The sequence below is a fragment of the Rhodococcus sp. NPDC019647 genome, from assembly GCF_044389235.1.
GTDB classification, from domain to species: domain Bacteria; phylum Actinomycetota; class Actinomycetes; order Mycobacteriales; family Mycobacteriaceae; genus Rhodococcus_F; species Rhodococcus_F oxybenzonivorans.
Map to the genome: position 1 here is coordinate 79177 of NZ_JBIRXS010000019.1, position 25782 is coordinate 104958.

Genomic DNA, 25782 nt, shown 5'->3' on the forward strand with positions numbered 1-25782 from the left:
GTCCGCGTTCCGCTTCGGTTCGCGCTCGTTCCGAGTTCAGGGGCGGGCGCGGACCTGTACGGATTGGGTGATGCGCCCGACCGCACCGGCGTCGTCGTAGAGCACGCCTGCGCACATGCCCACCCCGTCGGGGCCGATCGACGTTTCCGCGCTGACACCCACCCAGCTCCCCGACGGCACCCGGAACACGTGCACCGTGAGGTCCGTGTTCAGGAACGTCCACTGCGTCGGGTCGAGTTTGGATCCGACGCCGTTGGCGATATCGGCCACCGAGAACAACCGCTCGAGCGGAGTCATCTGCTCACCCCGGACGAGGGCGGCTTTCGGCCTCGCCCACATCGCGGCGGGACCTTCGCCGCCGATCTCGGTGATCCACCGGTAGTCGAGGGTGTCGAGGTAACCGGATGCGGGGAAACGCCACACGGCACCGTCGCGGCCTGCTTCCGGCGGTGGGAGAGGCGTGTCGGCGGTGTGCACCGTGGCGGCGGTATCGACGGTCTCCATTCGCCACCCGGTAGCCCTGGCCACCGCGCGCGGTCGGCCGGCGGTATCGGTGCTCCACAGTTCCGCGACCACCAGCTCCACCCGCCGCCCGGGACGCTGTACCCAGGAGCGGACCTCGAGTTCGGCGATCGGGATGGGGCCGAGGATGTCGACGGCGACCCGGGTGACCCGCACGTCGGTTCGGGCGTCGCAGCGCTCGAGCGCGCGAAGGAGGAGGGCGGACGGGGGCGCGCCGTGTTGCATGGTGTCGGCCCACACGCTGACGGTCAGGTCGGTACTCGCGAACCGCTCGATGGTGACCTTCCGATCCGGATCGGACGCCGCAGCGCTCAGCGACTCCGAACCGACCGGAACGTAGTAGGACTCCGCACTCATTCGACGATCTCCTCGAATCCAGGTGTCTCCTCGGCAGGCCCCTCGGGCCATCCCGGATAGGGCGGCGGTGTTCCGCCGAACGACGGGCACAGGGCCTTGTGGTCGCACCAGTCGCACAGTCGGCTGGGCTTGGGGCGGAAGTCCCCGGTCGCACCCGCTGTCAGAATCGCTTTCCAGATGGCCGAGAGCGTGCGTTCGAATCGCAGCAGTTCGTCCTCGTCGGGCGCGTAGGTGAGCACGATGCCGGAGGCGAGGTACAGCAGGCGCAACTGGGCGGGCACGATCCCCCGGGTCCGGAGCAGCACCAGGGCGTAGAACTTCATCTGGAACAGGGCCTTGGACTCGCTCATTTCCCGCGGGGCGCGACCCGTCTTGTAGTCGACCACCCGCACCTCGCCGGTGGGCGCGACGTCGATGCGGTCGACGAAGCCGCGCAGCAACACCCCGTCGGCGAGTTCGGTCTCCACCCGCAGCTCACACGACTCGGCCTCGAACCGCGTCGGATCTTCCAGACCGTAGTAGGCGGTGACCAGGGAGCGGGCCTCGTCGAGGAACCCTTCACGCTCCTCGGCGGGTACCAATTCGATCAGTTCGGGGGTCTCGGCGAGCATCCGTTCCCATGAGGGATGGACGAGGTCGACGGCGCGCTCGGGCACACGCTCAGCGGCGGGTAACCCGAACAGGGTTTCCAGCGCCGCATGCACCACAGTGCCTTTCACCTGCGCCCGCGAGGGCGCCTCGGGGAGTCGGTCGACGGCCCGGAACCGGTAGAGCAACGGGCACTGCTTGAAGTCGCCGGCCCGGGAGGGGGAGAGCGCGGGGCGCCTGCGGGTTGCCGTTCCCGCTCCGAGCTGCAATGGGGAACCTTTCGTCTGTGATGGGGGACCCTCTGTCACAGGGGCTGCCGACTCTGAGATGCTCACACCTGGCAGGGTAGGCGCCTGGTCCGACAGTCTCGTCGCGGCCGCCGGCGAGTACGACGGCCGGAACGAACAGGCTGAGGAGTCGTTGACACATGGTAGGACGCGAAACGCGACCGAGCGGACCGTTTCGGGTGGGCGATCGCGTCCAGCTGACCGACGCCAAGGGCCGGCATTACACGGTCAACCTGGAGGCGGGCAAGGAGTTCCACACCCACCGCGGCGGCATCCTGCACGACGACCTGATCGGCACCGACGAGGGCAGTGTCGTCAAGTCCACCAACGGCACCCCCTACCTGGCGTTGCGGCCGCTGCTGGTCGACTACATCCTGTCGATGCCGCGCGGCGCCCAGGTGATCTACCCGAAGGACGCCGCGCAGATCGTGCACGAGGGTGACGTGTTCCCCGGTGCGCGGGTGCTCGAGGCGGGCGCCGGATCCGGGGCGCTGACCTGTTCTCTTCTCCGTGCGGTGGGACCGCAGGGCCGGGTCATCTCCTACGAGGTTCGGGACGACCACGCCGAGCATGCGGTGCGCAACGTCGAGACCTTCTTCGGGGAACGACCGGACAACTGGGATCTGACCATCGCCGATGTCGCCGAGTTCGACGCCGAGGCGGCCGGCGGACAGGTGGATCGGGTCGTTCTCGACATGCTGGCGCCGTGGGACGCCCTGCCCGCCGTGTCGAAGGCGCTGGTTCCCGGCGGCGTTCTCGTCGTCTACGTCGCTACTGTGACGCAGCTCTCAAAAGTCGTCGAGGCGATGCGGGAGCAGGAGTGCTGGACCGAGCCCCGGTCGTGGGAGTCGATCGTGCGGGGCTGGCACGTGGTCGGCCTGGCGGTGCGCCCCGAGCACCGGATGCAGGGCCACACCGCGTTCCTCGTCAGTGCCCGGCGTCTCGCCGAGGGCACCGTCACCCCCAAGCCGCAGCGCAGGTCCGGCAAGGGCTGACCGACGAAAGCGGCGGCGCCCGAAGGGACGCCGCCGCGGAAACGGTCTCGCAGGTCTGTTCTAGCTGCAGCCGGTGCGGGCCATGCCCAGCAACGCGCAGGTGCTCTCGTCCGACACCTTCCAGGTGCCGTCGACGTTCTCCCATGTCCACGGGGTGGGAGCGGCGGTGCCGTGCGGGCTCGTCACCGCCACCTTCGCGGTGGCAATATCACCGTCTACCTGCACGTCCGTGACAGTGAACGACACCGGGTAGTTGGCGGTGGCGGCGGTCATGGCCTCGATGTTGGTGCGGCGCTCGTCACCCTCGACCACCACGGCGGTCTTCTCGTCGACCGGGCGTGCGGGATCGACGAGAACCTGCAGCGTGGTGAGCAGTTCGTCCGAGCTGGGCGCGGCCACGGAGTCCTCGGCCGACGTCGCGGCCGCGGCCGTCGTGGCGGTGGCCGGTGTGGTGCCCGCGGTGTCGTCGGACGAGCACGACGCCAGGCCCAGCGCGAGGACGACGGCGCCGGTGGCGACCGCAGTCCTGCCGACGAGGGAAGTGCCGATCAGCGATGTGCGGATTATCACGACGAGCCCTTTCGTTACACAGAAGAGAGACACTGCTCAGCAGGTAGGCAAGGCTAACATGATGGAACTGGAGGTTCGGGTCTCTCGTTGGCCGATTCGCAATCGGCAGATTCCGTGTCACGGCGCAGAATTCGGGCGGTGCCGGTAGCGTTGATAGATCTTCATTGGGAGGAGACGCACATGAGCTCGACAGAGAACCCCGATTCGGTTGCGGCCGCACGAGAGCTCGAGGCGTTGCGCGCAGAGGCGTCGGCATTGCGGAGGCAGCTCGCGGAGTCGCCGGAACAGCTCCGTGAGATGGAATCACGAGTGGACTCGTTGTCCATCCGTAACACCAAGCTGATGGACACCCTCAAGGAAGCACGCCAGCAGCTCATCGCTCTTCGAGAGGAAGTCGATCGCCTCGGCCAGCCGCCGAGCGGATACGGCGTCCTCCTCGGAGTGCACGACGACCAGACCGTGGACGTGTTCACCTCCGGTCGCAAGATGCGGTTGACGTGCTCACCGAACGTCGAGGCCGAGACGCTCAAGCTCGGTCAGACCGTGCGCCTCAACGAGGCCCTCACCATCGTCGAGGCCGGCACCTTCGAGCGTGTGGGCGAGATCAGCACCCTGCGCGAGATCCTCGACGACGGCCAGCGTGCCCTCGTGGTGGGTCACGCCGACGAGGAACGCATCGTCTGGCTGGCCGAACCCCTCGCCGCGGTCTTCGCCGACAGTGAGCGAGAGTCGGTCGCGTACGACGCGGAGTCACCCACCCGCAAGTTGCGGCCCGGTGATTCTCTGCTGGTCGACACCAAGGCCGGGTACGCGTTCGAGCGGATCCCGAAGGCGGAAGTCGAGGATCTCGTCCTCGAAGAGGTCCCGGACGTGCACTACGACGACATCGGCGGGCTCGGACGGCAGATCGAGCAGATCCGCGACGCGGTGGAGTTGCCGTTCCTGCACAAGGACCTCTTCCACGAGTACGCGCTCCGCCCACCCAAGGGTGTGCTCCTGTACGGCCCGCCCGGTTGCGGTAAGACACTCATCGCGAAGGCTGTCGCGAACTCGCTGGCCAAAAAGATCGCCGAGGCCCGCGGTGAGGACAGCAAGGAAGCGAAGTCCTTCTTCCTCAACATCAAGGGTCCCGAACTGCTCAACAAGTTCGTCGGCGAGACGGAACGGCACATCCGGCTCATCTTCCAGCGGGCTCGCGAGAAGGCATCGGAGGGTACTCCCGTCATCGTGTTCTTCGACGAGATGGACTCGATCTTCCGTACCCGCGGATCGGGTGTCTCGTCCGACGTCGAGACCACCGTCGTCCCGCAGTTGCTCAGCGAGATCGACGGAGTCGAGGGGCTCGAGAACGTCATCGTGATCGGCGCCTCCAACCGCGAGGACATGATCGACCCCGCGATCCTGCGTCCGGGCCGCCTGGACGTGAAGATCAAGATCGAGCGTCCCGACGCGGAATCGGCACAGGACATTTTCTCCAAGTACCTGACCGAGACGCTGCCCGTCCACGCCGACGACCTGGCCGAGTTCGGTGGGGACCGCACCGCCTGCATTCGGGCGATGATCGAGCGGGTCGTCGACCGCATGTACGCCGAGAGTGAGGAGAACCGCTTCCTCGAGGTCACCTATGCCAACGGTGACAAGGAGGTGTTGTACTTCAAGGACTTCAACTCGGGTGCGATGATCCAGAACATCGTCGACCGGGCCAAGAAGTACGCGATCAAGTCGGTGCTCGATACCGGGGCCCCCGGCCTGCGGGTCCAGCACCTGTTCGATTCGATCGTCGACGAGTTCTCGGAGAACGAGGACCTGCCGAACACCACGAACCCGGACGACTGGGCACGCATTTCCGGCAAGAAGGGCGAGCGGATCGTCTACATCCGCACGTTGGTCACCGGCAAGAACGCGAGCGCGAGCCGCGCCATCGACACCGAGTCCAACACCGGCCAGTACCTGTAGCGGATTGCCCATACCGGCACGGCGGGAACGTCATTCGTTTCCCGCCGTGCCGGTCTGTTCTCCGGGCCGGTTCTCGTCCGGGGCGACACGGTTTCCGAGCAGTGCGCGGGTGTCGGGAGCGAACGGCCATGCCGGGTCGCGGAGGTGGGTGAGCAGCTCTTCGGGGGTCCACCACCAGCCGGCCGCGATTTCGCTCTCCTGGTGAACGATCGGGCCGTCCCAGTGGGTTTCGTAGGCGTAGAGGTGGCAGCGCAGGCGCAGCCCCTGCCACCGGCCGTTCCAGGACACCCTAGCGATCGGGGTGAGCACGGCACCGGTAATGCCCAGCTCCTCGGCCAATTCCCGGCCGGCGGCCTGTTCGGGGGTCTCGCCGGGATCGAGCACACCGCCCGCCAGGCAGTCGTGATGACCGGCGAACACCCTCTTGGTGTCGGACCGCCGGTGCACGTAGAGACGTTTTCCGTCGCCCGACCGCACGAGCACTCCGGCGCTGGCATGCCACAGCCCCTCGTCGTAGACCCGTGATCGTTCGGCGGACCCGACAGGGTGGCCTGCGTCGTCGAACACCGCCACCACTTCGTGTGCCTGTCGTGAAGTGTCCGGCGCGGAATCCATGCGTCCGATCCTGCCAGCAGCACGGTGACCCCGTCCCCGTCGGCGTCGGGGTATTCAAGGCATTGCCACAGCCGGTCGCTCGATTTCGGTGGAGGCCGGGGGCACGTTCCGTCGACCCCTACCGGGAGTGCGCGCAGGCCTGACCGTCTCGGGAACCGGTGATCGCATAGGCTCGCAGCATGCAGCGGATCATCGGTGTCGAAGTCGAGTACGGAATCTCCTCGCCCAGCGAGCCGTCGGCCAATCCGATTCTGACCTCGACCCAGGCGGTGCTCGCCTATGCGGCAGCGGCCGGGGTGCCCCGGGCCAAGCGGACACGGTGGGACTACGAGGTGGAGTCGCCCCTGCGCGACGCCCGCGGATTCGACCTCGGCCGGCTCAGCGGTCCGGCACCGGTCATCGACGCCGACGAGGTCGGTGCCGCCAACATGATCCTCACCAACGGCGCGCGCCTGTACGTCGACCACGCCCATCCGGAGTATTCCGCCCCCGAGGTCACCGACCCGCTCGACGCGGTGATCTGGGACAAGGCGGGTGAGCGGGTGATGGAAGCCGCCGCCCGGCACGCGTCGAGTGTGCCCGGTGCACCGCGGCTGCAGCTGTACAAGAACAACGTGGACGGCAAGGGCGCCTCCTACGGCACCCACGAGAATTACCTCATGTCGCGGGCTACCCCGTTCTCCGCGGTGATCAACGGCCTCACCCCGTTCTTTGCGTCCCGTCAGGTGATCACCGGGTCCGGGCGGGTGGGCATCGGTCAGTCCGGCGACGAGGCCGGTTTCCAGTTGTCGCAGCGGGCCGACTACATCGAGGTGGAGGTCGGCCTCGAGACGACGCTCAAGCGTGGGATCATCAACACCCGCGACGAACCCCATGCCGATGCGGACAAGTACCGCCGGCTCCACGTCATCATCGGTGACGCCAACCTGGCCGAGATGTCGACGTACCTCAAGGTCGGCACCACCGCCCTGGTTCTCGATCTCATCGAGGCCGGCGTCGATCTCACCGACCTCCAGCTGGCGCGCCCGGTGACCGCCGTGCACCACATCAGTCACGACCCCACCTTGCGGGCCACTGTGGCGTTGGCCGACGGCCGGGAGCTGACCGGGCTTGCCCTGCAGCGGATCTATCACGACCGGGTTGCGAAATTCGTCTCCGCCGAGGGCAACGACGACCCCCGCGTCACCGATCTGCTCGAAAAATGGGCCATGGTGCTCGACCTGCTCGAGCGTGATCCGCTGGAGTGCTCACACCTACTGGACTGGCCGGCGAAGCTGCGTCTCCTGGAGGGTGCGCGCAGCCGGGAGGGCCTCGGATGGGCCGCCCCCAAATTGCACCTGATCGACCTCCAGTACTCCGACGTGCGTCTCGACAAGGGGCTGTACAACCTCCTGGTGTCGCGCGGGTCGATGGAACGGCTCGTCACCGAGCAGCAGGTCCTGGACGCCGTCGATGCACCGCCGATCGACACCCGCGCGTACTTCCGCGGCGAGTGCCTGCGCAAGTTCGGTGCCGACATTGCGGCTGCGAGCTGGGATTCGGTGATCTTCGACCTGGGTGGAGACTCCCTGGTCCGTATCCCGACTCTCGAGCCGCTCCGGGGCAGCAAAGCCCACGTCGGAGCGTTGCTGGAGTCGGCGACCACCGCGAGGGAGCTCGTCGACGAGCTCACGAACTGAGCCCTCCAGTCGGTCACGGTGGGCCCCGCCGGTGAACTCGCCGCCGCGTCGGCACACGTGGGGCGTCGGCGCTCGGTAGGGTGAAGGTCCGAGCGGATGATCAGTCAGACTGCTTGGCAGAACAGGACGCTCGGAAGAAGAGCTCCCTTTACACAAGGAGGTCGGCGGCGATGGCACAGGAGCAGACCAAACGTACTGGTGGCGGCGATGAGGACGACACCCCCGGCGGTGACGGAGCTGCAGGTCAGGAACGTCGTGAAAAGCTGGCAGAAGACACCGACGACCTCCTCGACGAGATCGACGACGTGCTCGAGGAGAATGCCGAGGACTTCGTCCGGGCCTATGTCCAGAAGGGCGGCCAGTGACGGCGGATCGACCGGCACTGCGGATACACAACGGTGACACGAGGCTCAGCTTCGGCTCGAACCTGTCCTCGTTCACCGAGTATCTGCGTGGTCATGCACCAGAATTGCTGCCGGAGAATCGGATCGGCCTTCGCTCGCACTCGACCGCACGGGGTGGTGACGGGATGGACAGCGGTGATCTCGCACCGCACGGAACGACGATCGTGGCGCTCACCTACAAGGGTGGGGTGCTCATCGCCGGTGACCGGCGAGCGACACAGGGAAACCTGATCGCCAGTCGCGACGTGGAAAAGGTGTACATCACCGACGAATACTCGGCTGCCGGAATCGCAGGCACCGCCGGTATCGCGATCGAGTTGGTGCGGCTCTTCGCCGTCGAGCTCGAGCATTACGAGAAGATCGAGGGCGTTCAGCTCACGTTCGACGGCAAGGCGAATCGCCTGGCGTCGATGGTGCGCGGCAATCTCGGGGCCGCGATGCAGGGCCTCGCCGTGGTGCCGCTCCTCGTCGGCTACGACCTCGACGCGGACGACGACGCGCGGGCGGGCCGCATCGTGTCCTACGACGTGGTCGGCGGTCGCTACGAGGAACGCTCCGGATACCACGCGGTCGGTTCGGGTTCGTTGTTCGCGAAGTCGTCGCTGAAGAAGCTGTATACGCCGGAGAGTGACGAGGAGACCGCGTTGCGCGCGGCCATCGAGTCGCTGTACGACGCCGCTGACGACGACTCTGCCACCGGCGGGCCGGATGTGACCAGGGGTATCTACCCGACAGCGGTGACGATCACGCAGGCCGGGGCGGTGCACGTGTCCGAAGACACGACGTCGGAGTTGGCGCGGCGCATCGTCGCCGAGCGGACCGAAGAAGGGGGGTCGGCGCGATGACCATGCCGTACTACGCATCAGCCGAGCAGATCATGCGGGATCGCTCGGAGCTGGCGCGCAAGGGCATCGCCCGGGGGCGCAGCGTCGTGGTGCTCACCTTCCACGACGGTGTGCTGTTCGTCGCGGAGAATCCGTCGACCGCCCTGCACAAGGTGAGCGAGCTGTATGACCGCCTCGGGTTCGCGGCGGTGGGGAAATACAACGAGTTCGAGAATTTGCGCCGGGCCGGCATCGTGCACGCCGACATGCGCGGTTACTCCTACGACCGCCGCGATGTGACGGGTCGGTCGCTGGCCAACGCCTATGCGCAGACGCTGGGCACGATCTTCACCGAGCAGCCGAAGCCCTACGAGGTGGAAATCTGCGTCGCCGAGGTGGGGCGGGTGGGAAGCCCCAAGGCGCCGCAGTTGTACCGCATCACCTACGACGGATCCATCGTCGACGAGCAGGACTTCGTGGTGATGGGTGGCACGACGGAACCGATCGCCACTGCCATGCGTGAGTCCTATCGCGCCGATCTGGGCCTCGAGGACGCGGTCGGGGTCGCGGTCAACGCCTTGCGGCAGGGCGGTGCGGGCGACGGTGAACGCCGCAACGTCGATGTGTCGGCTCTCGAGGTGGCGGTACTCGATCAGACCCGTCCCCGGCGCGCGTTCCGGCGGATCGTCGGGAGTGCGCTCGAGGGGCTGCTTCCGGAGCCGCCCGCCGCCCCGTCGGAATCGGCCGCAGAGCCGACTCCGGACAACGGGACGACGTCGACCGAATCTCAGGGTTGAGGGCGGTACACCGCGAGCGCTTCGGGCTCGGCCAGGAAGTCAAAGGTGCGGGCGTCGGCGACTACTTCGCCGTCGGTCGCCAGAGCGACCGGTGATCCGTCGACCTGCACGGTCAGCCTCGGCACCAGCGACCGGACGTACACCGGTGTGGTGCCGAGGGTGCCGGTCGCCGCGGCGAACAGCAGCCGGGATCGTGAGGCGCGGCGGTCTGCCCGCACATATCGCACATCGAGCATTCCGCCGGTGATCGCCGGGCGTGACATCGGAACCTGATCGGCCGGCGAGTACCGGCCGTTGCCGACGAACAGCATCCAGATCAGCACCGGTTCCTCGTCGATGGTGACGGCAAGGGGTGCGGCGGCGGACAGGATCCGGATCATTGCGGCGCAGGCGGCCGGCCATTTCCCGAGCCGCGGCTGCCACTTTTCCCGTAGTCGCACGGCGTCCGGGTATCCACCCAGGCTGGCAGTATTGAGGAACGGGGCCGGCGCTGCGACGTCGGTGACGACGACGGCCTTGTCGACGTGCCGGGCGCGCCCCTCCTCGACAGCCTTCGCCGTTCCGGCGATGTCGGTGACGCCCGCGTCTCGGGCGAAGTGATTGAGAGTGCCCCCGGGGAAGACCGCCAGCGGCAGCGTGTGGCGGACCGCTGCCGCTGCCACCGCGACCACCGTGCCGTCGCCGCCGTAGACCCCGAGCGCCTGCGGTCGGGTCCCGCCGATCCAGGTGTCGAGCTGCTCGGCGAAACTCTGGTCCATGTCGAGGGTGCGCACCAGTGCACTCGGCAAGGCGGCGCCGATCTCGTCGATCGGCGCATCGTCGCCGGGTCCGGATCCGGGATTGACCACCACGAGTAGTCCTTCGCCACCAGGCAGTGCGGGAACGTCGGCCGCGGAACCGAGGTCGGCCGGGTCCTCCGAGCGGACCGCCCACCAGCGTCGGGTGCTCGAGGCCACGACACCACCGAACGCGAGCCCGACGAGCACGTCACTCGGCCAGTGGACTCCGTTGTGGACGCGGGAGTAGGCGACTGCCGCCGCGAGGGGTGCCAGCACGGCCCCGGTGACCGGCGACTCGAGGGCGACCCCGGTGGTGAAGGCGGCCGCGGATGCGGCATGCCCGGACGGGAACGACGACGACAGCGGAATGCGCACCCCCCGCAGCACGCTGGCCCATTGCCGGGCGGTGGGCCGCCGCCGAGGGAACAGCGGTTTCAGGATCCCGTTGGCCAGCATGCTGGCCAGGGCGAGGGACAGCAGACCGCGGACACCGCCGCGCCGCGCCCGCCCGCCGACGGCGGTGAGTACTGCTGCGGCTGCCCACCACAGCACCCCTTTGTCGGCGGCACGGCTGAGGAAACGCATCACCCGGTCGGCCTCGGACGGACGTAGATTGGCGCTGCGATCGAACACGAATTCGTCGGCTCGGTGGATCCGGTGTAACGGTGGCTTCACGACCTCAGAGTATGCGTGCGGTGTCGCCGATGGTTTTCTCGCTCCGCCGCGTGATCCGCGTTGTACTGTCGAGGTGTGCAGCGACGAATCATGGGTATTGAGACTGAGTTCGGTGTGACCTGCACCTTCCATGGTCACAGGCGACTGAGCCCCGACGAGGTTGCGCGCTACCTGTTCCGGCGGGTGGTGTCGTGGGGCCGTAGTTCCAACGTGTTCCTCCGGAACGGTGCCCGCCTGTATCTGGACGTCGGCTCGCACCCCGAGTACGCGACGGCGGAGTGCGACAACCTGATCCAGTTGGTCAATCACGACCGGGCGGGGGAGCGGGTCCTCGAGGAACTGCTCATCGACGCGGAGCAGCGGCTCGCCGAAGAAGGCATCGGCGGCGACATCTACCTGTTCAAGAACAACACCGACTCCGCCGGTAACTCGTACGGCTGCCACGAGAACTTCCTGGTGGCGCGGGCCGGGGAGTTCTCCCGGATCTCCGACGTCCTGTTGCCGTTCCTGGTGACGCGGCAGCTGATCTGCGGTGCCGGCAAGGTCCTGCAAACTCCCAAGGCGGCCACTTTCTGCCTGTCGCAGCGGGCGGAGCACATCTGGGAGGGGGTGTCCTCGGCGACTACCCGGTCGCGGCCCATCATCAATACGCGCGACGAACCGCACGCCGACGCCGAGAAGTACCGTCGCCTCCACGTGATCGTCGGTGATTCCAACATGTCGGAGTCGACCACCATGCTGAAGGTGGGAACCGCGGCCCTCGTCCTGGAGATGATCGAGGCCGGGGTCTCGTTCCGCGATTTCGCGCTCGACAACCCGATCCGCGCCATCCGCGAGGTCAGTCATGACGTCACCGGACGTCGCCCGGTGCGGTTGGCCGGCGGCCGGCAGGCCAGTGCACTGGCCATTCAGCGCGAGTACCACGCGCGCGCGGTGGAACACCTGCAGAACCGCGAACCCGACGCACAGGTCAGCCAGGTGGTGGATCTGTGGGGCCGGATGCTCGATGCGGTGGAGTCGCAGGACTTCGCCAAGGTGGACACGGAGATCGACTGGGTGATCAAGCGCAAGCTGTTCCAGCGCTACCAGGACCGGGACGGGTTCGAGCTCGCCGACCCGAAGATCGCGCAACTCGACCTGGCGTACCACGACATCAAACGTGGTCGCGGTGTGTTCGACCTCCTCCAGCGCAAGGGGCTGGTGAAGCGGATCACCGAGGACGAGACGATCGAGGCTGCCGTGGACACCCCGCCGCAGACGACCCGCGCGAAGCTGCGCGGTGAGTTCATCACCGCAGCTCAGGAGGCCGGCCGCGACTTCACGGTCGACTGGGTGCACCTCAAGCTCAACGATCAGGCGCAGCGGACCGTCCTGTGCAAGGACCCGTTCCGGTCGGTCGACGAACGGGTGGAGCGGTTGATTGCCTCGATGTAACCGCGCTGCGGGAGTTCGGAACCAACCCACCCACTAGGCTTCCGGGCGTGCCGACATCCAAGATCGAGCGCTTGATGAACCTGGTGATCTGTCTGCTGTCCACCAGGCAGTTCCTCACGGCCGAGAAGATTCGCGAGAGCGTAGCCGGATACGCCGACTCCGCCAGCGACGAGGCCTTCAGTCGCATGTTCGAACGCGACAAGAACGAACTCCGTGACCTCGGTGTGCCCCTCGAGACCGGGCAGGCGTCGCGTTTTTCCACGGTCGAGGGCTACCGCATAAACCGCAACGCGTACGAACTTCCCGACATCGACCTCACCCGGGAGGAATCGGCGGCCGTGGCGGTGGCGGTGCAGTTGTGGGAGTCGCCGGAATTGACCTCGGCAGCACAGGGTGCGTTGCTGAAATTGCGGGCGGCGGGGGTGCAGGTGGATCCCGACTCTGCGGCCACCCCCGTTACCGCCGTCCCGGCACGCACACGAGGGTCGGAACCGGCGCTGGGCAAGCTGCTGGCCGCGATCGATGCCGGTCGTGCGGTGCACTTTCCCCACCGGGGTGCGCTCAACGAGCCGTACACCGAACGCACGGTGGAGCCGTGGGGTGTCGTCACAGCGCACGGTCGCTGGTATCTCGTCGGCCACGACGTCGACCGTGGTGCCGTGCGGACGTTCCGGCTCTCGCGGATCGGTGACGAGGTGACGGCGTTCGGTCCGGCCGGTGTGGTGCACAAGCCGGCCGACGTCGATCTTCGTGCAATCGTGGATCGGGTCACCGGATCGGGTGCGGTCACCGGCACCGCAACGGTGTGGGTGGCCGAGGGGCGCGCCCAGGAGTTGCGGCGGCTGGGCACCACGACCGGGGAACAACAAGTGGCCCAGCGCAGCGGCAGTGTTCTGCAGATTCCGGTGCGGTCGCGGGACTGGATCGCCCGGCTGATCGCCGGACACGGGGCGGATGCATTGGTCCTCGACCCACCGGAACTGCGCGACGACGTGCTGGCCAAGCTGCGGGACGCGGCGGAACAGGGGGCGCGGAGTGAGTAACAGATTGTCGTCGAGACTCTCGCGGCTACTCAATCTGGTGCCGTACTTCATCGCGAATCCGGGAATGAGCGCAGCGGAAGCCGCCGCCGAACTCGGGGTGACGACCACCCAGCTGATGACCGACCTCAATCAATTGTGGGTGTGCGGGTTGCCGGGGTACGGCCCCGGCGACCTGATCGACCTCTCGTTCTCCGAGGAAAGCATCGAGGTGACGTTCTCGGCAGGCATCGACCGTCCGTTGCGGTTGACGTCCACCGAGGCGACCGCGCTGCTGATTGCTCTGCGTTCGCTGGTCGAGATGCCCGGCATGGTCGACCCGTCGGCGGCGCACAGCGCGATCGCGAAGATCGAGGACGCCGCCGGCACGGCCGCGGCGCGTACCCCGGCAACGGTGTCGCCAGGCCGGGAGACTGCCGAAGACGTGGAGGAAGACCCCATCGCCGCAACGGTCCGCGCCGCCCTCCATCATCGCCGTGCACTCGACCTCACCTACTATTCCGCCTCGCGGGACCGGGTGAGTGAGCGCACGGTGGATCCGGTCCGCATCGTGCTGGTCGACAACCACAGCTACCTGCAGGCGTGGTGCCGTCAGGCCGAAGGGGTGCGTCTCTTCCGGCTCGACCGCATCGACGCCGCCACCGAACTGGAGGAGCCCTCCACACCGCCGGCGCAGGCGCTGGTGCGGGATTCGAATTTGGAACTGTTCAGTGGCGACCCCTCCCTTCCGCATGCCCGGCTGCACATCACCGCCGAGTGCGTGTGGGTGCTCGACTACTACCCGATGGATGTGCTGGCCGTGGGTGCGGACGGTGCCGTCGAGGCGAGCATGAGCTACGGGGCACTCGAGTGGATGGCGCGGCTCGTCCTCGGCTTCGGTGGTGGCATCACCGTCCTCGAACCGGTCGAGCTCGTCGAGGAGGTGCGGCGCCGCGCGGTCGAGGCCCTCGCGGCGTATGAGGCCGTGGACGTCTGAGTCAGCGTTCGGTGAGGAAACCGACAGTCGAATCGCAGCGTGACTAGCCGGTTTCGACGCGGCTGGTCCGGGGCCGGTCCGGTAGCATCGGGATCACCTGATCTTTTGGAGGTTTCATCATGGGAGCCATGAGCCCCTGGCACTGGGCCATCGTTGCGTTGGTCGTTGTCATCCTTTTCGGTTCCAAGAAGCTGCCCGACGCAGCTCGTGGACTCGGCCGCTCGCTTCGCATCTTCAAGAGCGAGGTCAAGGAGATGCAGAACGACAACAACGCTCCGGCGCCCACCGCGCAGCAGAGCGCACCCGCCGAACTGCCCGTGGCGGATACCACCACCACGCCCGTCACGCCTCCCGCTCCGGTGCAGCCGCAGCACCCCGAGCACAAGTCGGCGTAGTCCGAGCCGTCCGGCAACCGGGGTGACCTCGTCACCCCGGTTGCTTGCTGACCGAGACCGGTTCGCCTGCTGATCAAGACTAGGGCCCATAGTGCGTATTCCGTTCGATCCGCGACACAGCAAGCGGAGGACCAATCCCGACGGCACCATGTCGTTGGTCGATCACCTTTACGAGTTGCGCACGCGACTGCTCCTGTCCGTGCTGGCGATCCTCGTCACTACCGCGGTCGGCTTCTTCTGGTATTCCCATCAGCTTCTCGGCATCGAGAGCCTGGGTGAGCTGCTGCGCGGGCCGTACTGTTCACTGCCCGACTCGAGCCGGGCGGATCTCAGTAGCGACGGCGCGTGCCGGCTGCTCGCCACCGGACCGTTCGAGCAGTTCATGTTGCGGTTCAAGGTGGCTTTCACCGCGGGCATCGTTCTGGCGTGCCCGATCTGGCTGTACGAGCTGTGGGCCTTCATCACGCCCGGCCTGTATGCGAAGGAACGCCGCTACGCCATCGGCTTCGTGGTGTCGGGGGCGCTGCTGTTCGTCGCCGGCGCGGTGCTGGCGTACGTGGTGGTCGCCAAGGCGTTGCACTTCCTGTTGACGATCGGCGACAACGTTCAGATCACGGCGCTCGGTGGTGCCGAGTACTTCGGGTTCATCGTCAATCTCCTGATCATCTTCGGTGTCAGTTTCGAGATTCCGTTGCTCATCGTCGCGCTGAACTTCGTCGGCATCTTGCCGTACGCCAAGCTCAAGGCATGGCGGCGCGGGTTGATCTTCGCGTTGTTCGTCTTCGCCGCGATCGCCACGCCCGGGCAGGACCCGTTCTCGATGCTGGCGCTCGCGCTGGCCCTGACGGTGCTGTTCGAAATCGCCGTGCAGATCGCCCGCCTCAACGACCGAAGGAAGGCGCGGCGCAGCGAACAGGAATGGGGGGCGCTGGACGACGACGAAGCGTCGCCGATCGCCGCCCCGAAGGATCTGGACGAGGCCTTCGACGCCGCGCCGACCCCGGTTCCCGAGCCCGCCGGCCGCTTCCGGCGTGGCCGCAAATCCGGCCGGTCCGGTTCAGCTATCCAGGGTGACGGCGCCACCACGACCGGCCCCAACACACCGGGTCAGGACTTTTCCGACACCCTGTGACAATCTGACGGGGTGGCTGTAACAACAGGCGAGGCAACCGGCGGCACCGAGCTCGACGTGTTCTCGGCGCTGCTCGGTTTCGTCCTCGACCCCTTCCAGATCAATGCCTGCCGCGCGCTCGAGGCCGGGCACGGTGTCCTCGTGTGCGCACCGACCGGTGCCGGCAAGACGGTGGTCGGTGAGTTCGCCGTGCACCTGGCCCTCGCGTCGGGGCGCAAATGCTTCTACACCACGCCCATCAAGGCGCTGAGCAACCAGAAGTACGCCGAGTTGGTGCGCAGGTACGGCAAGAATTCGGTGGGTTTGCTGACCGGCGATTCGAGCATCAACTCCGACGCCCCCGTGGTGGTGATGACCACCGAGGTCCTGCGCAACATGCTGTACGCCGACTCGCCGGCGTTGCGCGGTCTGTCCCATGTGGTGATGGACGAGGTGCACTTTTTGGCGGATCGGTTCCGCGGCGCGGTGTGGGAAGAGGTGATCCTGCACCTGTCCGAGGACGTGCGGCTGGTCAGCCTGTCGGCGACGGTCAGCAACGCCGAGGAATTCGGTGCCTGGATGGAAACCGTCCGGGGTGACACCACCGTGGTCGTCGACGAAACCCGCCCGATCCCGCTGTGGCAGCACATCATGGTCGGCCGTCGACTGTTCGACCTCTTCGACACCCGGGCCCGCACCACGGACGGCCGCCGCGACCTGGTGGTCGACCAGGACCTGGTCCGGCACGTCAAACAGCGGCAGGCACTCGACCGGGCCGACCCTTGGGAGTCCCGTGAACGTGGGCGGCGAGGAGGCCGCGGTGGGGTTCCGAGCGACTTCCGCCCGCTGCCGCGTCCGGAGGTCATTGCCCGCCTCGACGACGAGGGACTGCTCCCGGCCATCACCTTCATCTTCAGCAGGGCCGGCTGCGACGCCGCCCTGGCGCAATGCCTGCGGTCGCGGCTCGACCTGACGACTGCCGAGCAGGTAGCCGAGATCCGCACGATCATCGACGCCCACACCGGTGACCTACCGAAGGCGGATCTCGAAGTGCTCGGCTACTGGGAGTGGCGGAAGGCGCTCGAGCGGGGACTCGCCGCGCACCACGCCGGCATGCTGCCCGCGTTCCGTCAGACCGTCGAGGAGTTGTTCGTCAAAGGTCTGGTCCGCGCGGTCTTCGCCACGGAGACATTGGCGCTCGGCATCAACATGCCCGCCCGCACGGTGGTCCTGGAACGGCTCGTGAAGTACAACGGCGAAGCGCACGCCGAATTGACGCCGGGGGAGTACACCCAGCTCACCGGCCGCGCCGGTCGCCGCGGCATCGACGTCGAGGGGCACGCGGTGGTGCTGTGGCAGCCCGGGGTGGAGCCGGTGGACGTCGCGGGCCTCGCCTCCACCCGTACCTTCCCGCTACGCAGTTCGTTCCGTCCCGGCTACAACATGACGATCAACCTGATCGACCGGATGGGTGCTGCCGAATCGCGGGCCCTGTTGGAGAGGTCGTTCGCTCAGTTCCAGGCCGACCGTTCCGTGGTCGGGCTGACGCGGGGTATCGAACGCAACGAGGCGGCGATGGCCACCCTGCGGGAGCGGCTCGGCGGCGAAGACGGCGAGTACTTCGAATACGCGCGGCTGCGGGAAGAACTGAGCAGCAGGGAGCGGGCCCTCGAGCGACAGGGCCGCAGCGAGCGCCGCGACGCCGCCGTCGAGTCCCTCACCTCGTTGCGGCGCGGTGACGTGATCGCGATTCCGGTGGGCAGGCATTCGGGTCTGGCCGTCGTCCTGGAACCCGACCGGGACCCGACCGATCCGAAGCCGCTGATTTTGACGGAAGGGAAGTGGGCGGGCCGGGTGTCGGCCGGCGACTTCCCCGAGCCCGCGCGGTCGCTGGGCTCGATGCGGATGCCTCGCCGAGTCGACCATCACACCGCCCGGGTTCGCCGCGATCTGGCTTCGGCGTTGCGCAGCACCGGCATTGTCGTGCCGGGACGCCGCAAGAAGAAGAAAGCGGGCGCCGCCGACGACGCGGAGATCGCGCGGCTGCGGCGGGCGATCCGTCAACATCCCTGCCACTCCTGGCCCGACCGTGAACAGTTGAGCCGGATCGGTGAGCGGTACAACCGGCTGGCCCGCGAGACCGAGACCATGCGGCAGAAGGTGGCCGCCACGACCAACTCGTTGGCCCGCACCTTCGACCGCATCCTGGCGCTGCTGACCGAACGTGGGTATGTCACTGCGGGTGAGCATCCGGAGGCCACCGAGGACGGCGCCCGACTGAGCCGAATCTACTCGGAGAGTGACCTTCTCGTCGCCGAGTGCCTACGCCAGGGTGTGTGGAAGGGGCTGGGTCCTGCCGAGCTCGCCGCCGTCGTCTCGTCCGTGGTCTTCGAATCGCGGCGCGAAGGCGACACCATCGAACAGGGTGGGCCCGGGGCGTTGCGGTACGCGCTCGACGAGACGGTGCGGGTGTGGCGGGATCTGCGGGCCGAGGAGATCCGGTACAAACTGCCGCCGACGCGTGAACCCGATTTGGGGTTCGCCTCGGCCATTTTCCAATGGGCCAGCGAGAATTCGTTGGTCGACGCGTTGATCGCCGCCGGCGATCAGGGACGTGCTCTCTCGGCGGGTGACTTCGTCCGCTGGTGCCGACAGGTGATCGATCTGCTCGAGCAGGTCCGCTCGACGTCACCGGACCCCGGGGTGAGCAGGGCGGCCGGCCGCGCGGTGTCCGCGATACGTCGTGGTGTCGTCGCGGTGGATGCAGCGTGACCCGGCGACTGTGTGGTTCGATTCGCACGCCGTCCGACGACCCGAATGCGGGTGCGGGGCGCTACGGTATGACGACAAGTGACACGTGAGCGGGAGGCGACGATGAGCGGCCCTTACGGACCGAACGACCCGAACGGACAGTGGGGCCCGGGTCAGGGTAACCCTGACCAGACCGGCGGCCAGTACGGGTCGCCCCAGTACGGTCAGCAACCACCCGCCCAGCCGTGGGGACAACCGGCACCCGGGGGTCAGCCGGGGCAACCGCAGTGGGGTCAGCAACCGCAGCAGCCCGGCCAACCCCAGCAGCCCGGCCAACCGCAGTGGGGTCAACAGCCGCAACCCGGCCAGCTCGGTCAACCGGGTCAGCAGCAATGGGGTCAACAGCCCGGCCAGCCCCAGTGGGGTCAGCAGCCCGGGCAACCTCAGCAGTGGGGACAGGCACCCGGTCAGCAGCAGTGGGGTCAGCCGCCGGCGTCGTCCGGCAAGTCGAAGGTGCCGTGGATCATCGGCGGTGTGGTGGCGCTGCTGGTGGTCGTGGGCGTGGCACTGGCCCTCGCGTTCACCGTGTTCGGCACCGACACCCTCGACCAGAAGGCCGCCGAGGAGGGTGTCGAGCGCATCGTCACCGAATCGTACGGTGCCGAGAACGTGTCCGGCGTGTCCTGCCCGGCTGACCAGGAAGTGAAGGAGGGCAACAGCTTCGAGTGCACACTCACAGTCGATGGTGAGAAGAAGCAAGTCACCCTGACCTTCACCGACGACAAGGGCACCTACGAGGTCAGCCGTCCCAGTTAGATCCGGTAATCCGCCGCGGTCGGTTCCTACGGGACCTGCGCGGCGGCCACCGACTGCATCGCCGCCGTGAGGCGGGCAACGGAACTGCCGATTCCGAGTTCTTCCGCCAGTCCGCCGAGCCGGTCCGCATCGACCGGTTCGGCGGGCAACGTGTCTTCACGGGACAACACGACGTCGGCGTCGCGTACCACCCGTACCACCGGCAGGGCGGCGTCGAGATAGTCCGCTGCCGCAGCGAATTTCGCGCGCGCCCCCTTCGCCATGTCCGATTCCGGATCGAGTGCGGCGGCCCGCAGATTCGCGAGCGATCCGTACTGCATGATCAGGCTCGATGCGGTCTTCTCGCCGATGCCCTTCACCCCGGGCAACCCGTCCGAGGAGTCGCCGCGCAGCAGGGCGAGTTCGGCGTAGGCGTCGCCGGCCCGGTCCGCCGGTACCCCGTATTTGGCGGCCACCTCCGCCGGACCCAGAAGTTCGGCCTTCGCCAGGCCGCGCACCACGTACAGGACGCGGACCGGCACCGGTTCGTCGGCCACCACCTGCAGGAGGTCGCGGTCTCCGCTGACCACGATGGTCGGGTCGCGGGTCTCGGTGGCGGCGAGGGTGCCGAGCACGTCGTCCGCCTCGAGACCCTCGGCGCCGGCCGTTGCGATCCCGGCGGCGGCGAGGACGTCGAGGATCATCGGCACTTGAGGGGACAGCGTGTCGGGCACCTCTTCCTCGGCCCCATCGCTCTCCTCGGCGACCCGGTGCGCCTTGTAGGTGGGCACTGCGGCCACCCGGAACGCCGGCCGCCAGTCGAGGTCGAGGCATACGGCGAGCCGGGCGGGCCGGTGGGTGGTGATCAGCGCGGCCATCATGTCGGTGAATCCGCGTACGGCGTTGACCGGTCGGCCGTCCGGGGACGTGATGGAATCGGGCAGCGCGTAGTAAGCGCGAAACCACAGGCTGGCACCGTCGAGGAGAAGCAGGGGCTTACTCATGGCTCACATACTGCCAAACGGCATTAACCTGAGCGCATGAGTTCCCTCGGAGCGTCCACGTCCCGCTTCCCCGCAGCCAGTTACGCCGACCGGATTGCCCGGGCCGGCGCGCTCGCCCGCGAGTCTGGACTCGATGGCCTGCTCATCACACCCGGCCCCGATCTGCGGTATCTGCTCGGTTCCCGCGCCGAATCGTTCGAAAGGCTCACCTGCCTGGTGATTCCGGCGAACGGTGAGACCGCCTCGGTGGTCGTGCCGCGCCTCGAATTGGCATCGCTCACCGAGTCGGCGGCGTCCGAACTCGGCGTGAGGGTCCTCGACTGGGTCGACGGGGTCGACCCGTATGCCCTGGTCGCCGGAGCGCTTCCGGCGCCGGCGCGAACCGCCGTCACCGACGCCATGCCGGCGTTGCATCTGCTGCCCCTGGCCCAGGAGCTCGGCGCGCTGCCCGTTCTCGCAACCGGGGTGCTGCGCGAGTTGCGGATGGTCAAGGACGAGGCCGAGATCGAAGCCCTTCGCCGGGCAGGTCGGGCGATCGACCGGGTGCATGCGCGGATGGACGAGTTTTTGACGGTCGGCCGCACCGAAGCCGAGGTCGCCGCGGACATCACCGCCGCCATACTCGACGAGGGGCACACCGAAGCTGCCTTCGTGATCGTCGGATCGGGCCCGCACGGCGCCGATCCTCATCACGAGGTGTCGGACCGGGTAATCGAATCGGGTGACGTGGTGGTCATCGACATCGGCGGCCCCGTGGACCCGGGGTACAACTCCGACTCCACCCGCACCTACTGCATGGGCGAACCGGATCCGGCGGTGGCGGCCCGGGTGGCCGTCCTCGAGGCGGCGCAGGCGGCGGCCGTCGACCTCGTTCGTCCGGGGGTGGCGGCGGAGGCCGTCGATGCGGCCGCGCGGGACCTGCTGGCGGCGGAGGGCCTGGCCGACGCCTTCGTCCACCGCACCGGTCATGGCATCGGTCTTTCCGTACACGAGGAGCCGTACATCGTGTCCGGCAACGCGATCGAGCTGACGGAGGGGATGGCGTTCAGTGTGGAACCGGGAATCTACTTCCCCGGGCAGTGGGGGGCTCGCATCGAGGACATCGTCGTCGTCACCGCCGGCGGCTGCGAATCCCTCAACACCCGGCCGCACGGGTTGACGGTCCTTCCCGGCTGATCCGGCTCGGCCGATCCGGACGTGCGGCAGGGCCTGCCGCCACGGGTAGTAACATCTACCCTTTGTTCGCGACCGCACTCGCCGCCGCCCGTCGGCGGCGGGTCGGGATCACAGATCAATCGAAGGTGTCATGGAGAGCGTCGCCCCGAAGGTAACCGTCGTCGTACCGACGTACAACGAACGCGACAACCTGCCCAAGCTCGTCGAATTTCTCGACGCGTTGCAGATCGCGAACATGCACGTGCTCGTGGTCGACGACAACTCGCCGGACGGCACCGGTGACGTCGCCGAAAAGCTCGCGATCGACGCGCCCATCCCGGTGGGCGTCCTGCACCGCACCGTCAAGGACGGGCTCGGGCGCGCCTACGTGGCCGGGATGACACGGGCGCTCGACGAGGGCGCCGACATCGTCATTCAGATGGACGCCGACCTGTCGCACCCCGCCGAGGCGATCCCGCGGATGGTCGAGACGCTGACGCAGACGGATGCCGCGGTGGTGCTCGGTTCTCGCTACGTGGCCGGCGGTGCGGTTGCCAGCGACTGGCCCTGGCACCGTAAAGCGCTGTCGGCGTGGGCCAATTTCTACGTCAACGCGATTCTGCGGCTGCGGGTGAAGGATGCCACCGCCGGGTTCAAGGCCTGGCACGCCGACACTCTGCGGGCGATCGACGTTCACGGGGTGCAGAGCAACGGCTACGCCTTCCAGGTCGAGATGAACTACCGGACCGTGCAGCGCGGCATGCGCATCGCCGAGGTGCCCATCCGTTTCGAGGAGCGCACCGATGGTGTGTCGAAGATGAGCCTGGGTGTGCAGATGGAGTCGGCGCTGGTGCCGTGGAAACTGCGGTTCAGTGGCCGCGCAGCGAAGCGGAACCGAGCACGCGGCTGACCGCGATCTCGACCACCACCCGGGTCGGATTCTCGCGCGGCTGCCGGTAGCGGGCCGCGTACCGCGCGACCGCATCCGCCACCGCCTCCGGGTCGGTGAGCACCCGGGACGGCCCCTCGAGGGTCATCCACCGCGGGCCGTCGACCTGGCTCACTGCGGCATACCCGCCACGGTCGGCGTTGAGCGCCTTTTGTGACGAACCGTTGGTGATCACCCGTGCGATGCCGTGCTCCTGATCCCAGGTGAAGCCGACGGCCACCACATGGGGGGTGCCGTTCTTGCGCAGTGTGGTGAGGGTGCCGAGGTGATATTCACCGAGGAAGGTGAGCGCTGAATCGGTGAGGCGAATCGGTGCCTGGGGGGTGCGGTCCATGACCCGACGGTAATCCAGGACACTGGACCGGTGAGCCTGGGATCGAAGAGGAACAGCCGACAGCATGTGGACGACGGGGCGGTACTCCTGCTGGGCGGGCGCAGCGAGATCGGTCTCGAGATCGCGACCCGGCTGGCGCCCGGCCGCACGATCGTCCTGGCGGCGCGCCGAAGCGGCGACCTCGCCGCCGAACGGCAAGCGTTGCTCGACGCCGGTGCGTCGGCCGTGGAGTGCGTGGAATTCGATGCCGACGACCTCGGCAGCCACGAGGGCCTCCTCCGGTCCGTCGTGACCGCGCACGGCCCGGTGTCGGTGGCGATCCTCGCGTTCGGCATTCTGGGCGATCAGGCGCGCGCCGAGCGGGACGCACCACACGCCGTGGCGGTGGTGCACACCGATTACGTCGCACAGATCAGTGTGCTGACTCATCTGGCCACCCTGCTCCGCGCCCAGGGGTCGGGACGCCTGGTGGTGTTCTCGTCCGTCGCCGGAGTGCGGGTACGGCGGGCCAACTACGTGTACGGGTCCGCGAAGGCCGGGCTCGACGGATTCGCCTCCGGACTCGGGGACGCCCTCCACGGCAGCGGGGTGTCCCTCATGCTGGTCCGGCCGGGTTTCGTCGTCGGACGGATGACGGAGGGGATGTCCGCGGCACCGATGTCGAGTACGCCCGGGCAGGTCGCGGACGCTGTGGTCCGCGGGCTGCGCCGAGGGTCGGCCCGGGTGTGGGTGCCGGGACGGCTGCGCCCGGTGTTCTTCGTTCTGCGGCTGCTGCCGCAGGCACTTTGGCGCCGGATGCCGCGATGAGTGATGTCGTCGTCGTGGTGGGTATCGGCGCGGACGGCTGGGACGGGCTGTCCCCGCGCGGGCAACGGGAGATCCGGGAAGCCGACGTGCTGATGGGCTCGAGCAGGCAACTCACGCTGATCCCCGAATCTCCTGCGCTGCGGGTTGCATGGCCGTCGCCGCTGGTGCCGGCGCTCGGTGGTCTGTTGGACGCTCATGCCGGCCGGAAGGTGTGCGTGCTGGCGAGCGGCGACCCGATGTTCCACGGCATCGGGGTGACACTGGTCGAGCTGCTGGGTCCGGAACGGGTGCGTGTCGTCAGCCATCCGTCTTCGGCGACGCTGGCCTGCGCCCGGTTGGGCTGGCCGGCGCACGACACTCCCGTGGTGAGCCTGGTGAACCGGCCGCCGGAGACTGTGTTGCCCGCCCTGCACGATCAGGCGCGCATTCTGGTGCTCAGCCGCGACGAACACACCCCGGCCGCGGTGGCCGCGCTGCTGCGAGGTCACGGGTTCGGCGACTCGCGCCTCACTGTGCTGGGGGAGCTGGGCGGGCCCGGGGAATCCCGGGTCGACGGGACGGCGTCGATGTGGAACCACGACGCCGGGGCCCGGCTGAACGTGATCGCCGTGGCGTGCCGCGCGAGCGCAGACAGCCCACGGCTGACCAGGCTTCCCGGCCTTGCCGATGCGGCGTACTCGGGTGACGGCCAGATGACCAAGCACGAGATCCGGGCACTGACGCTGTGCGCCCTGGCGCCCGCTCCGGGAGAGGTTCTCTGGGATGTGGGCGGCGGGTCGGGCACGATCGCGATCGAATGGATGCGCAGTCATCCCCGGTGCCGGGCCGTCGCGTTCGAGCGGGAGCGCGCGCGCGTCGCCCAGATCGAGGCGAACGCAACCGCACTCGGGGTGCCCGCCCTCGCCGTCCACGGTGCCGCGCCCGCGGCGTTCGGTGACGTACGGGAACAGGAGGGACGCGTGCCGGACGCCATTTTCGTCGGAGGCGGCCTCACCGAGGACGGTGTTCTCGACGGGTGCTGGTCCCGGCTCCGTGACGGCGGCCGATTGGTGGCCAACGCCGTGACGGCGGAATCGGAGGCGCTGCTGCTGCGGTGGTTCTCCGTGCACGGCGGGCAGCTTCGCAAATTCCAGGTGTATCGCGGCCAACCGCTCGGCGGATTCACCGCCTGGCGTCCACAATTGCCGGTCGCGCAATGGTCGGTGACGAAGCAGGCGAAAGGTGACTCAGCATGACGGTCTACTTCATCGGGGCCGGTCCGGGAGCGGCCGACCTCGTCACCGTGCGGGCGCAGCGCATCATCGCGGCCAGCCCGGTGTGCCTCTACGCGGGAAGTCTCGTTCCCCGAGAGTTGCTCGCCGAATGCCCTGACGACGCACGGGTGATCGACACCGCCCGCCTGAGTCTCGACGAAATCGTCGCCCTGCTGATCGAGGCCGACGCCGCCGGTCAGGATGTGGCGCGGCTGCATTCGGGGGATCCGTCGATCTTCAGTGCGGTCGCCGAGCAGGCGCGCAGGCTCGACGCCGCGGGCGTCGAGTACACCATGGTGCCCGGAGTTCCCGCGTTCACCGCTGCGGCAGCGTCGCTCGGTCGGGAACTGACGGTGCCCGGCGTGTCCCAGTCGATCGTGCTGACCCGGGTGTCCACGTTGTCCACCGCCATGCCGGAGGGAGAGGATCTGCGGTCGCTGGGTCGCAGTCGCGCCACCCTCGTGGTGCATCTCGGGGCGCACCGGATCGAGCAGATCGCCCTGGAACTGACCGAGAACTACGGTCGCGACTGCCCGGCCGCCGTCGTCGCCTTCGCATCCCGACCCGACGAGATCGTGTTGCGCGGCACCCTCGCCACCATCGCGGACCAGGTAAATGCTGCCGGCGTCACGAAGACGGCTGTTGTGATCGTCGGCAAAGTCCTTGCTGCCGAGGGCTTCCCGGACAGCTACCTGTATTCGGCCGCCCGCGAGCGCACCACCCACTGACC

General features: G+C 67.9%; 25 protein-coding genes. 18 read left to right on the forward strand and 7 right to left on the reverse strand.

The features are described 5' to 3' along the window. Window positions 1–36: 36 nt before the first annotated feature. Together ACH49N_RS26695 and ACH49N_RS26700 are read right to left on the reverse strand one after the other, a co-directional pair. A complete protein-coding gene (locus ACH49N_RS26695; protein ID WP_250768477.1) occupies window positions 37–879 on the reverse strand; it encodes a thioesterase family protein in 843 nt (280 codons plus the stop codon). After that, entirely contained in the window at window positions 876–1802 is a 927-nt protein-coding gene (locus ACH49N_RS26700) for a RecB family exonuclease (RefSeq protein WP_250768475.1), read from the reverse strand. Before ACH49N_RS26700 ends, ACH49N_RS26695 begins: the two co-directional genes overlap by 4 nt. A 92-nt stretch (window positions 1803–1894) precedes the next feature. On the opposite strand from ACH49N_RS26700, the gene ACH49N_RS26705 reads away from it, so the two are divergent. Continuing rightward, a complete protein-coding gene (locus tag ACH49N_RS26705; RefSeq protein WP_317763819.1) occupies window positions 1895–2749 on the forward strand; it encodes a tRNA (adenine-N1)-methyltransferase in 855 nt (284 codons plus the stop codon). A gap of 60 nt (window positions 2750–2809) precedes the next feature. Here the strand turns inward: ACH49N_RS26705 and ACH49N_RS26710 are convergent, their stop codons facing one another. Next, window positions 2810–3319, reverse strand: a complete 510-nt coding sequence (locus ACH49N_RS26710) for a hypothetical protein (RefSeq protein ID WP_358275485.1) — start codon at window positions 3317–3319, stop codon at window positions 2810–2812. Between the two features lie 180 nt (window positions 3320–3499). Here ACH49N_RS26710 and arc point away from each other — a divergent pair, with 180 nt between their 5' ends. Next, a complete protein-coding gene (gene arc / locus ACH49N_RS26715; protein WP_159922025.1) occupies window positions 3500–5275 on the forward strand; it encodes a proteasome ATPase in 1776 nt (591 codons plus the stop codon). A gap of 30 nt (window positions 5276–5305) precedes the next feature. On the opposite strand, the gene ACH49N_RS26720 is transcribed toward arc, so the two are convergent. Further along, window positions 5306–5890, reverse strand: coding sequence for an NUDIX domain-containing protein (locus tag ACH49N_RS26720; protein ID WP_159922027.1), 585 nt, complete (start codon window positions 5888–5890; stop codon window positions 5306–5308). Between the two features lie 179 nt (window positions 5891–6069). Between ACH49N_RS26720 and dop the strand changes: the two genes are divergently transcribed. The 4 genes from dop to prcA all read left to right on the forward strand — a co-directional run bounded on the left by dop (window position 6070) and on the right by prcA (window position 9594). Next, window positions 6070–7569, forward strand: a complete 1500-nt coding sequence (gene dop / locus ACH49N_RS26725) for a depupylase/deamidase Dop (protein ID WP_358275487.1) — start codon at window positions 6070–6072, stop codon at window positions 7567–7569. Window positions 7570–7739: 170 nt separating this feature from the next. Continuing rightward, window positions 7740–7934: a ubiquitin-like protein Pup gene (locus ACH49N_RS26730; protein ID WP_005242990.1), complete on the forward strand. Its 195-nt coding sequence runs from the start codon at window positions 7740–7742 to the stop codon at window positions 7932–7934. Further along, on the forward strand, window positions 7931–8818 hold the full coding sequence (prcB, locus tag ACH49N_RS26735; protein WP_159922031.1) for a proteasome subunit beta: 888 nt from the start codon (window positions 7931–7933) through the stop codon (window positions 8816–8818). Before ACH49N_RS26730 ends, prcB begins: the two co-directional genes overlap by 4 nt. After that, window positions 8815–9594: a proteasome subunit alpha gene (prcA, locus tag ACH49N_RS26740; protein WP_109329571.1), complete on the forward strand. Its 780-nt coding sequence runs from the start codon at window positions 8815–8817 to the stop codon at window positions 9592–9594. Before prcB ends, prcA begins: the two co-directional genes overlap by 4 nt. Here prcA and ACH49N_RS26745 read toward each other — a convergent pair. Next, the gene (locus ACH49N_RS26745; protein ID WP_397504797.1) at window positions 9585–10958 is read right to left on the reverse strand and encodes a bifunctional phosphatase PAP2/diacylglycerol kinase family protein; all 1374 of its coding nucleotides are present in this window, start codon (window positions 10956–10958) and stop codon (window positions 9585–9587) included. The two genes, prcA and ACH49N_RS26745, sit on opposite strands and share 10 nt — an antisense overlap. A 165-nt stretch (window positions 10959–11123) precedes the next feature. Here ACH49N_RS26745 and pafA point away from each other — a divergent pair, with 165 nt between their 5' ends. The 7 genes from pafA to ACH49N_RS26780 all read left to right on the forward strand — a co-directional run bounded on the left by pafA (window position 11124) and on the right by ACH49N_RS26780 (window position 19571). Then, window positions 11124–12482, forward strand: coding sequence for a Pup--protein ligase (gene pafA, locus ACH49N_RS26750; protein WP_358275492.1), 1359 nt, complete (start codon window positions 11124–11126; stop codon window positions 12480–12482). A gap of 47 nt (window positions 12483–12529) precedes the next feature. Further along, a complete protein-coding gene (locus ACH49N_RS26755; protein WP_201453572.1) occupies window positions 12530–13525 on the forward strand; it encodes a YafY family protein in 996 nt (331 codons plus the stop codon). Continuing rightward, on the forward strand, window positions 13518–14498 hold the full coding sequence (locus ACH49N_RS26760) for a YafY family protein (protein WP_159922035.1): 981 nt from the start codon (window positions 13518–13520) through the stop codon (window positions 14496–14498). The genes ACH49N_RS26755 and ACH49N_RS26760 overlap by 8 nt, the downstream gene beginning before the upstream one ends. A 119-nt stretch (window positions 14499–14617) precedes the next feature. Beyond that, complete coding sequence (gene tatA / locus ACH49N_RS26765) at window positions 14618–14893, forward strand: Sec-independent protein translocase subunit TatA (protein ID WP_159922037.1); 276 nt, start codon at window positions 14618–14620, stop codon at window positions 14891–14893. Window positions 14894–14984: 91 nt separating this feature from the next. Next, entirely contained in the window at window positions 14985–16025 is a 1041-nt protein-coding gene (tatC, locus tag ACH49N_RS26770; RefSeq protein WP_109329579.1) for a twin-arginine translocase subunit TatC, read from the forward strand. A 12-nt stretch (window positions 16026–16037) separates the two neighbouring features. Beyond that, window positions 16038–18776: a DEAD/DEAH box helicase gene (locus ACH49N_RS26775; protein ID WP_358275495.1), complete on the forward strand. Its 2739-nt coding sequence runs from the start codon at window positions 16038–16040 to the stop codon at window positions 18774–18776. Between the two features lie 102 nt (window positions 18777–18878). Further along, window positions 18879–19571: a DUF4333 domain-containing protein gene (locus ACH49N_RS26780; protein ID WP_159922043.1), complete on the forward strand. Its 693-nt coding sequence runs from the start codon at window positions 18879–18881 to the stop codon at window positions 19569–19571. Window positions 19572–19597: 26 nt separating this feature from the next. Here ACH49N_RS26780 and ACH49N_RS26785 read toward each other — a convergent pair whose 3' ends face one another. Beyond that, window positions 19598–20554 (reverse strand): 5'-3' exonuclease, encoded by a 957-nt coding sequence (locus ACH49N_RS26785; protein ID WP_358275497.1) that lies wholly within the window; start codon window positions 20552–20554, stop codon window positions 19598–19600. A 36-nt stretch (window positions 20555–20590) separates the two neighbouring features. Here ACH49N_RS26785 and ACH49N_RS26790 point away from each other — a divergent pair, with 36 nt between their 5' ends. Both ACH49N_RS26790 and ACH49N_RS26795 read left to right on the forward strand, forming a co-directional pair. Beyond that, the gene (locus ACH49N_RS26790) at window positions 20591–21730 is read left to right on the forward strand and encodes a Xaa-Pro peptidase family protein (RefSeq protein WP_358275498.1); all 1140 of its coding nucleotides are present in this window, start codon (window positions 20591–20593) and stop codon (window positions 21728–21730) included. 130 nt (window positions 21731–21860) lie between these two features. Then, complete coding sequence (locus ACH49N_RS26795) at window positions 21861–22619, forward strand: polyprenol monophosphomannose synthase (protein ID WP_159922049.1); 759 nt, start codon at window positions 21861–21863, stop codon at window positions 22617–22619. Here ACH49N_RS26795 and ACH49N_RS26800 read toward each other — a convergent pair. Continuing rightward, a complete protein-coding gene (locus ACH49N_RS26800) occupies window positions 22579–22992 on the reverse strand; it encodes a TIGR03618 family F420-dependent PPOX class oxidoreductase (protein WP_159922051.1) in 414 nt (137 codons plus the stop codon). The genes ACH49N_RS26795 and ACH49N_RS26800 overlap by 41 nt on opposite strands. 30 nt (window positions 22993–23022) lie before the next feature. On the opposite strand from ACH49N_RS26800, the gene ACH49N_RS26805 reads away from it, so the two are divergent. From ACH49N_RS26805 to cobM, 3 genes are read left to right on the forward strand one after another with little or no spacing between them, the layout of a single operon-like run. Continuing rightward, window positions 23023–23799: an SDR family NAD(P)-dependent oxidoreductase gene (locus ACH49N_RS26805; RefSeq protein ID WP_358275501.1), complete on the forward strand. Its 777-nt coding sequence runs from the start codon at window positions 23023–23025 to the stop codon at window positions 23797–23799. Beyond that, the gene (gene cbiE / locus ACH49N_RS26810) at window positions 23796–25034 is read left to right on the forward strand and encodes a precorrin-6y C5,15-methyltransferase (decarboxylating) subunit CbiE (RefSeq protein ID WP_159922055.1); all 1239 of its coding nucleotides are present in this window, start codon (window positions 23796–23798) and stop codon (window positions 25032–25034) included. The genes ACH49N_RS26805 and cbiE overlap by 4 nt, the downstream gene beginning before the upstream one ends. After that, the gene (gene cobM, locus ACH49N_RS26815; protein WP_358275502.1) at window positions 25031–25780 is read left to right on the forward strand and encodes a precorrin-4 C(11)-methyltransferase; all 750 of its coding nucleotides are present in this window, start codon (window positions 25031–25033) and stop codon (window positions 25778–25780) included. Before cbiE ends, cobM begins: the two co-directional genes overlap by 4 nt. Window positions 25781–25782: the final 2 nt, after the last annotated feature.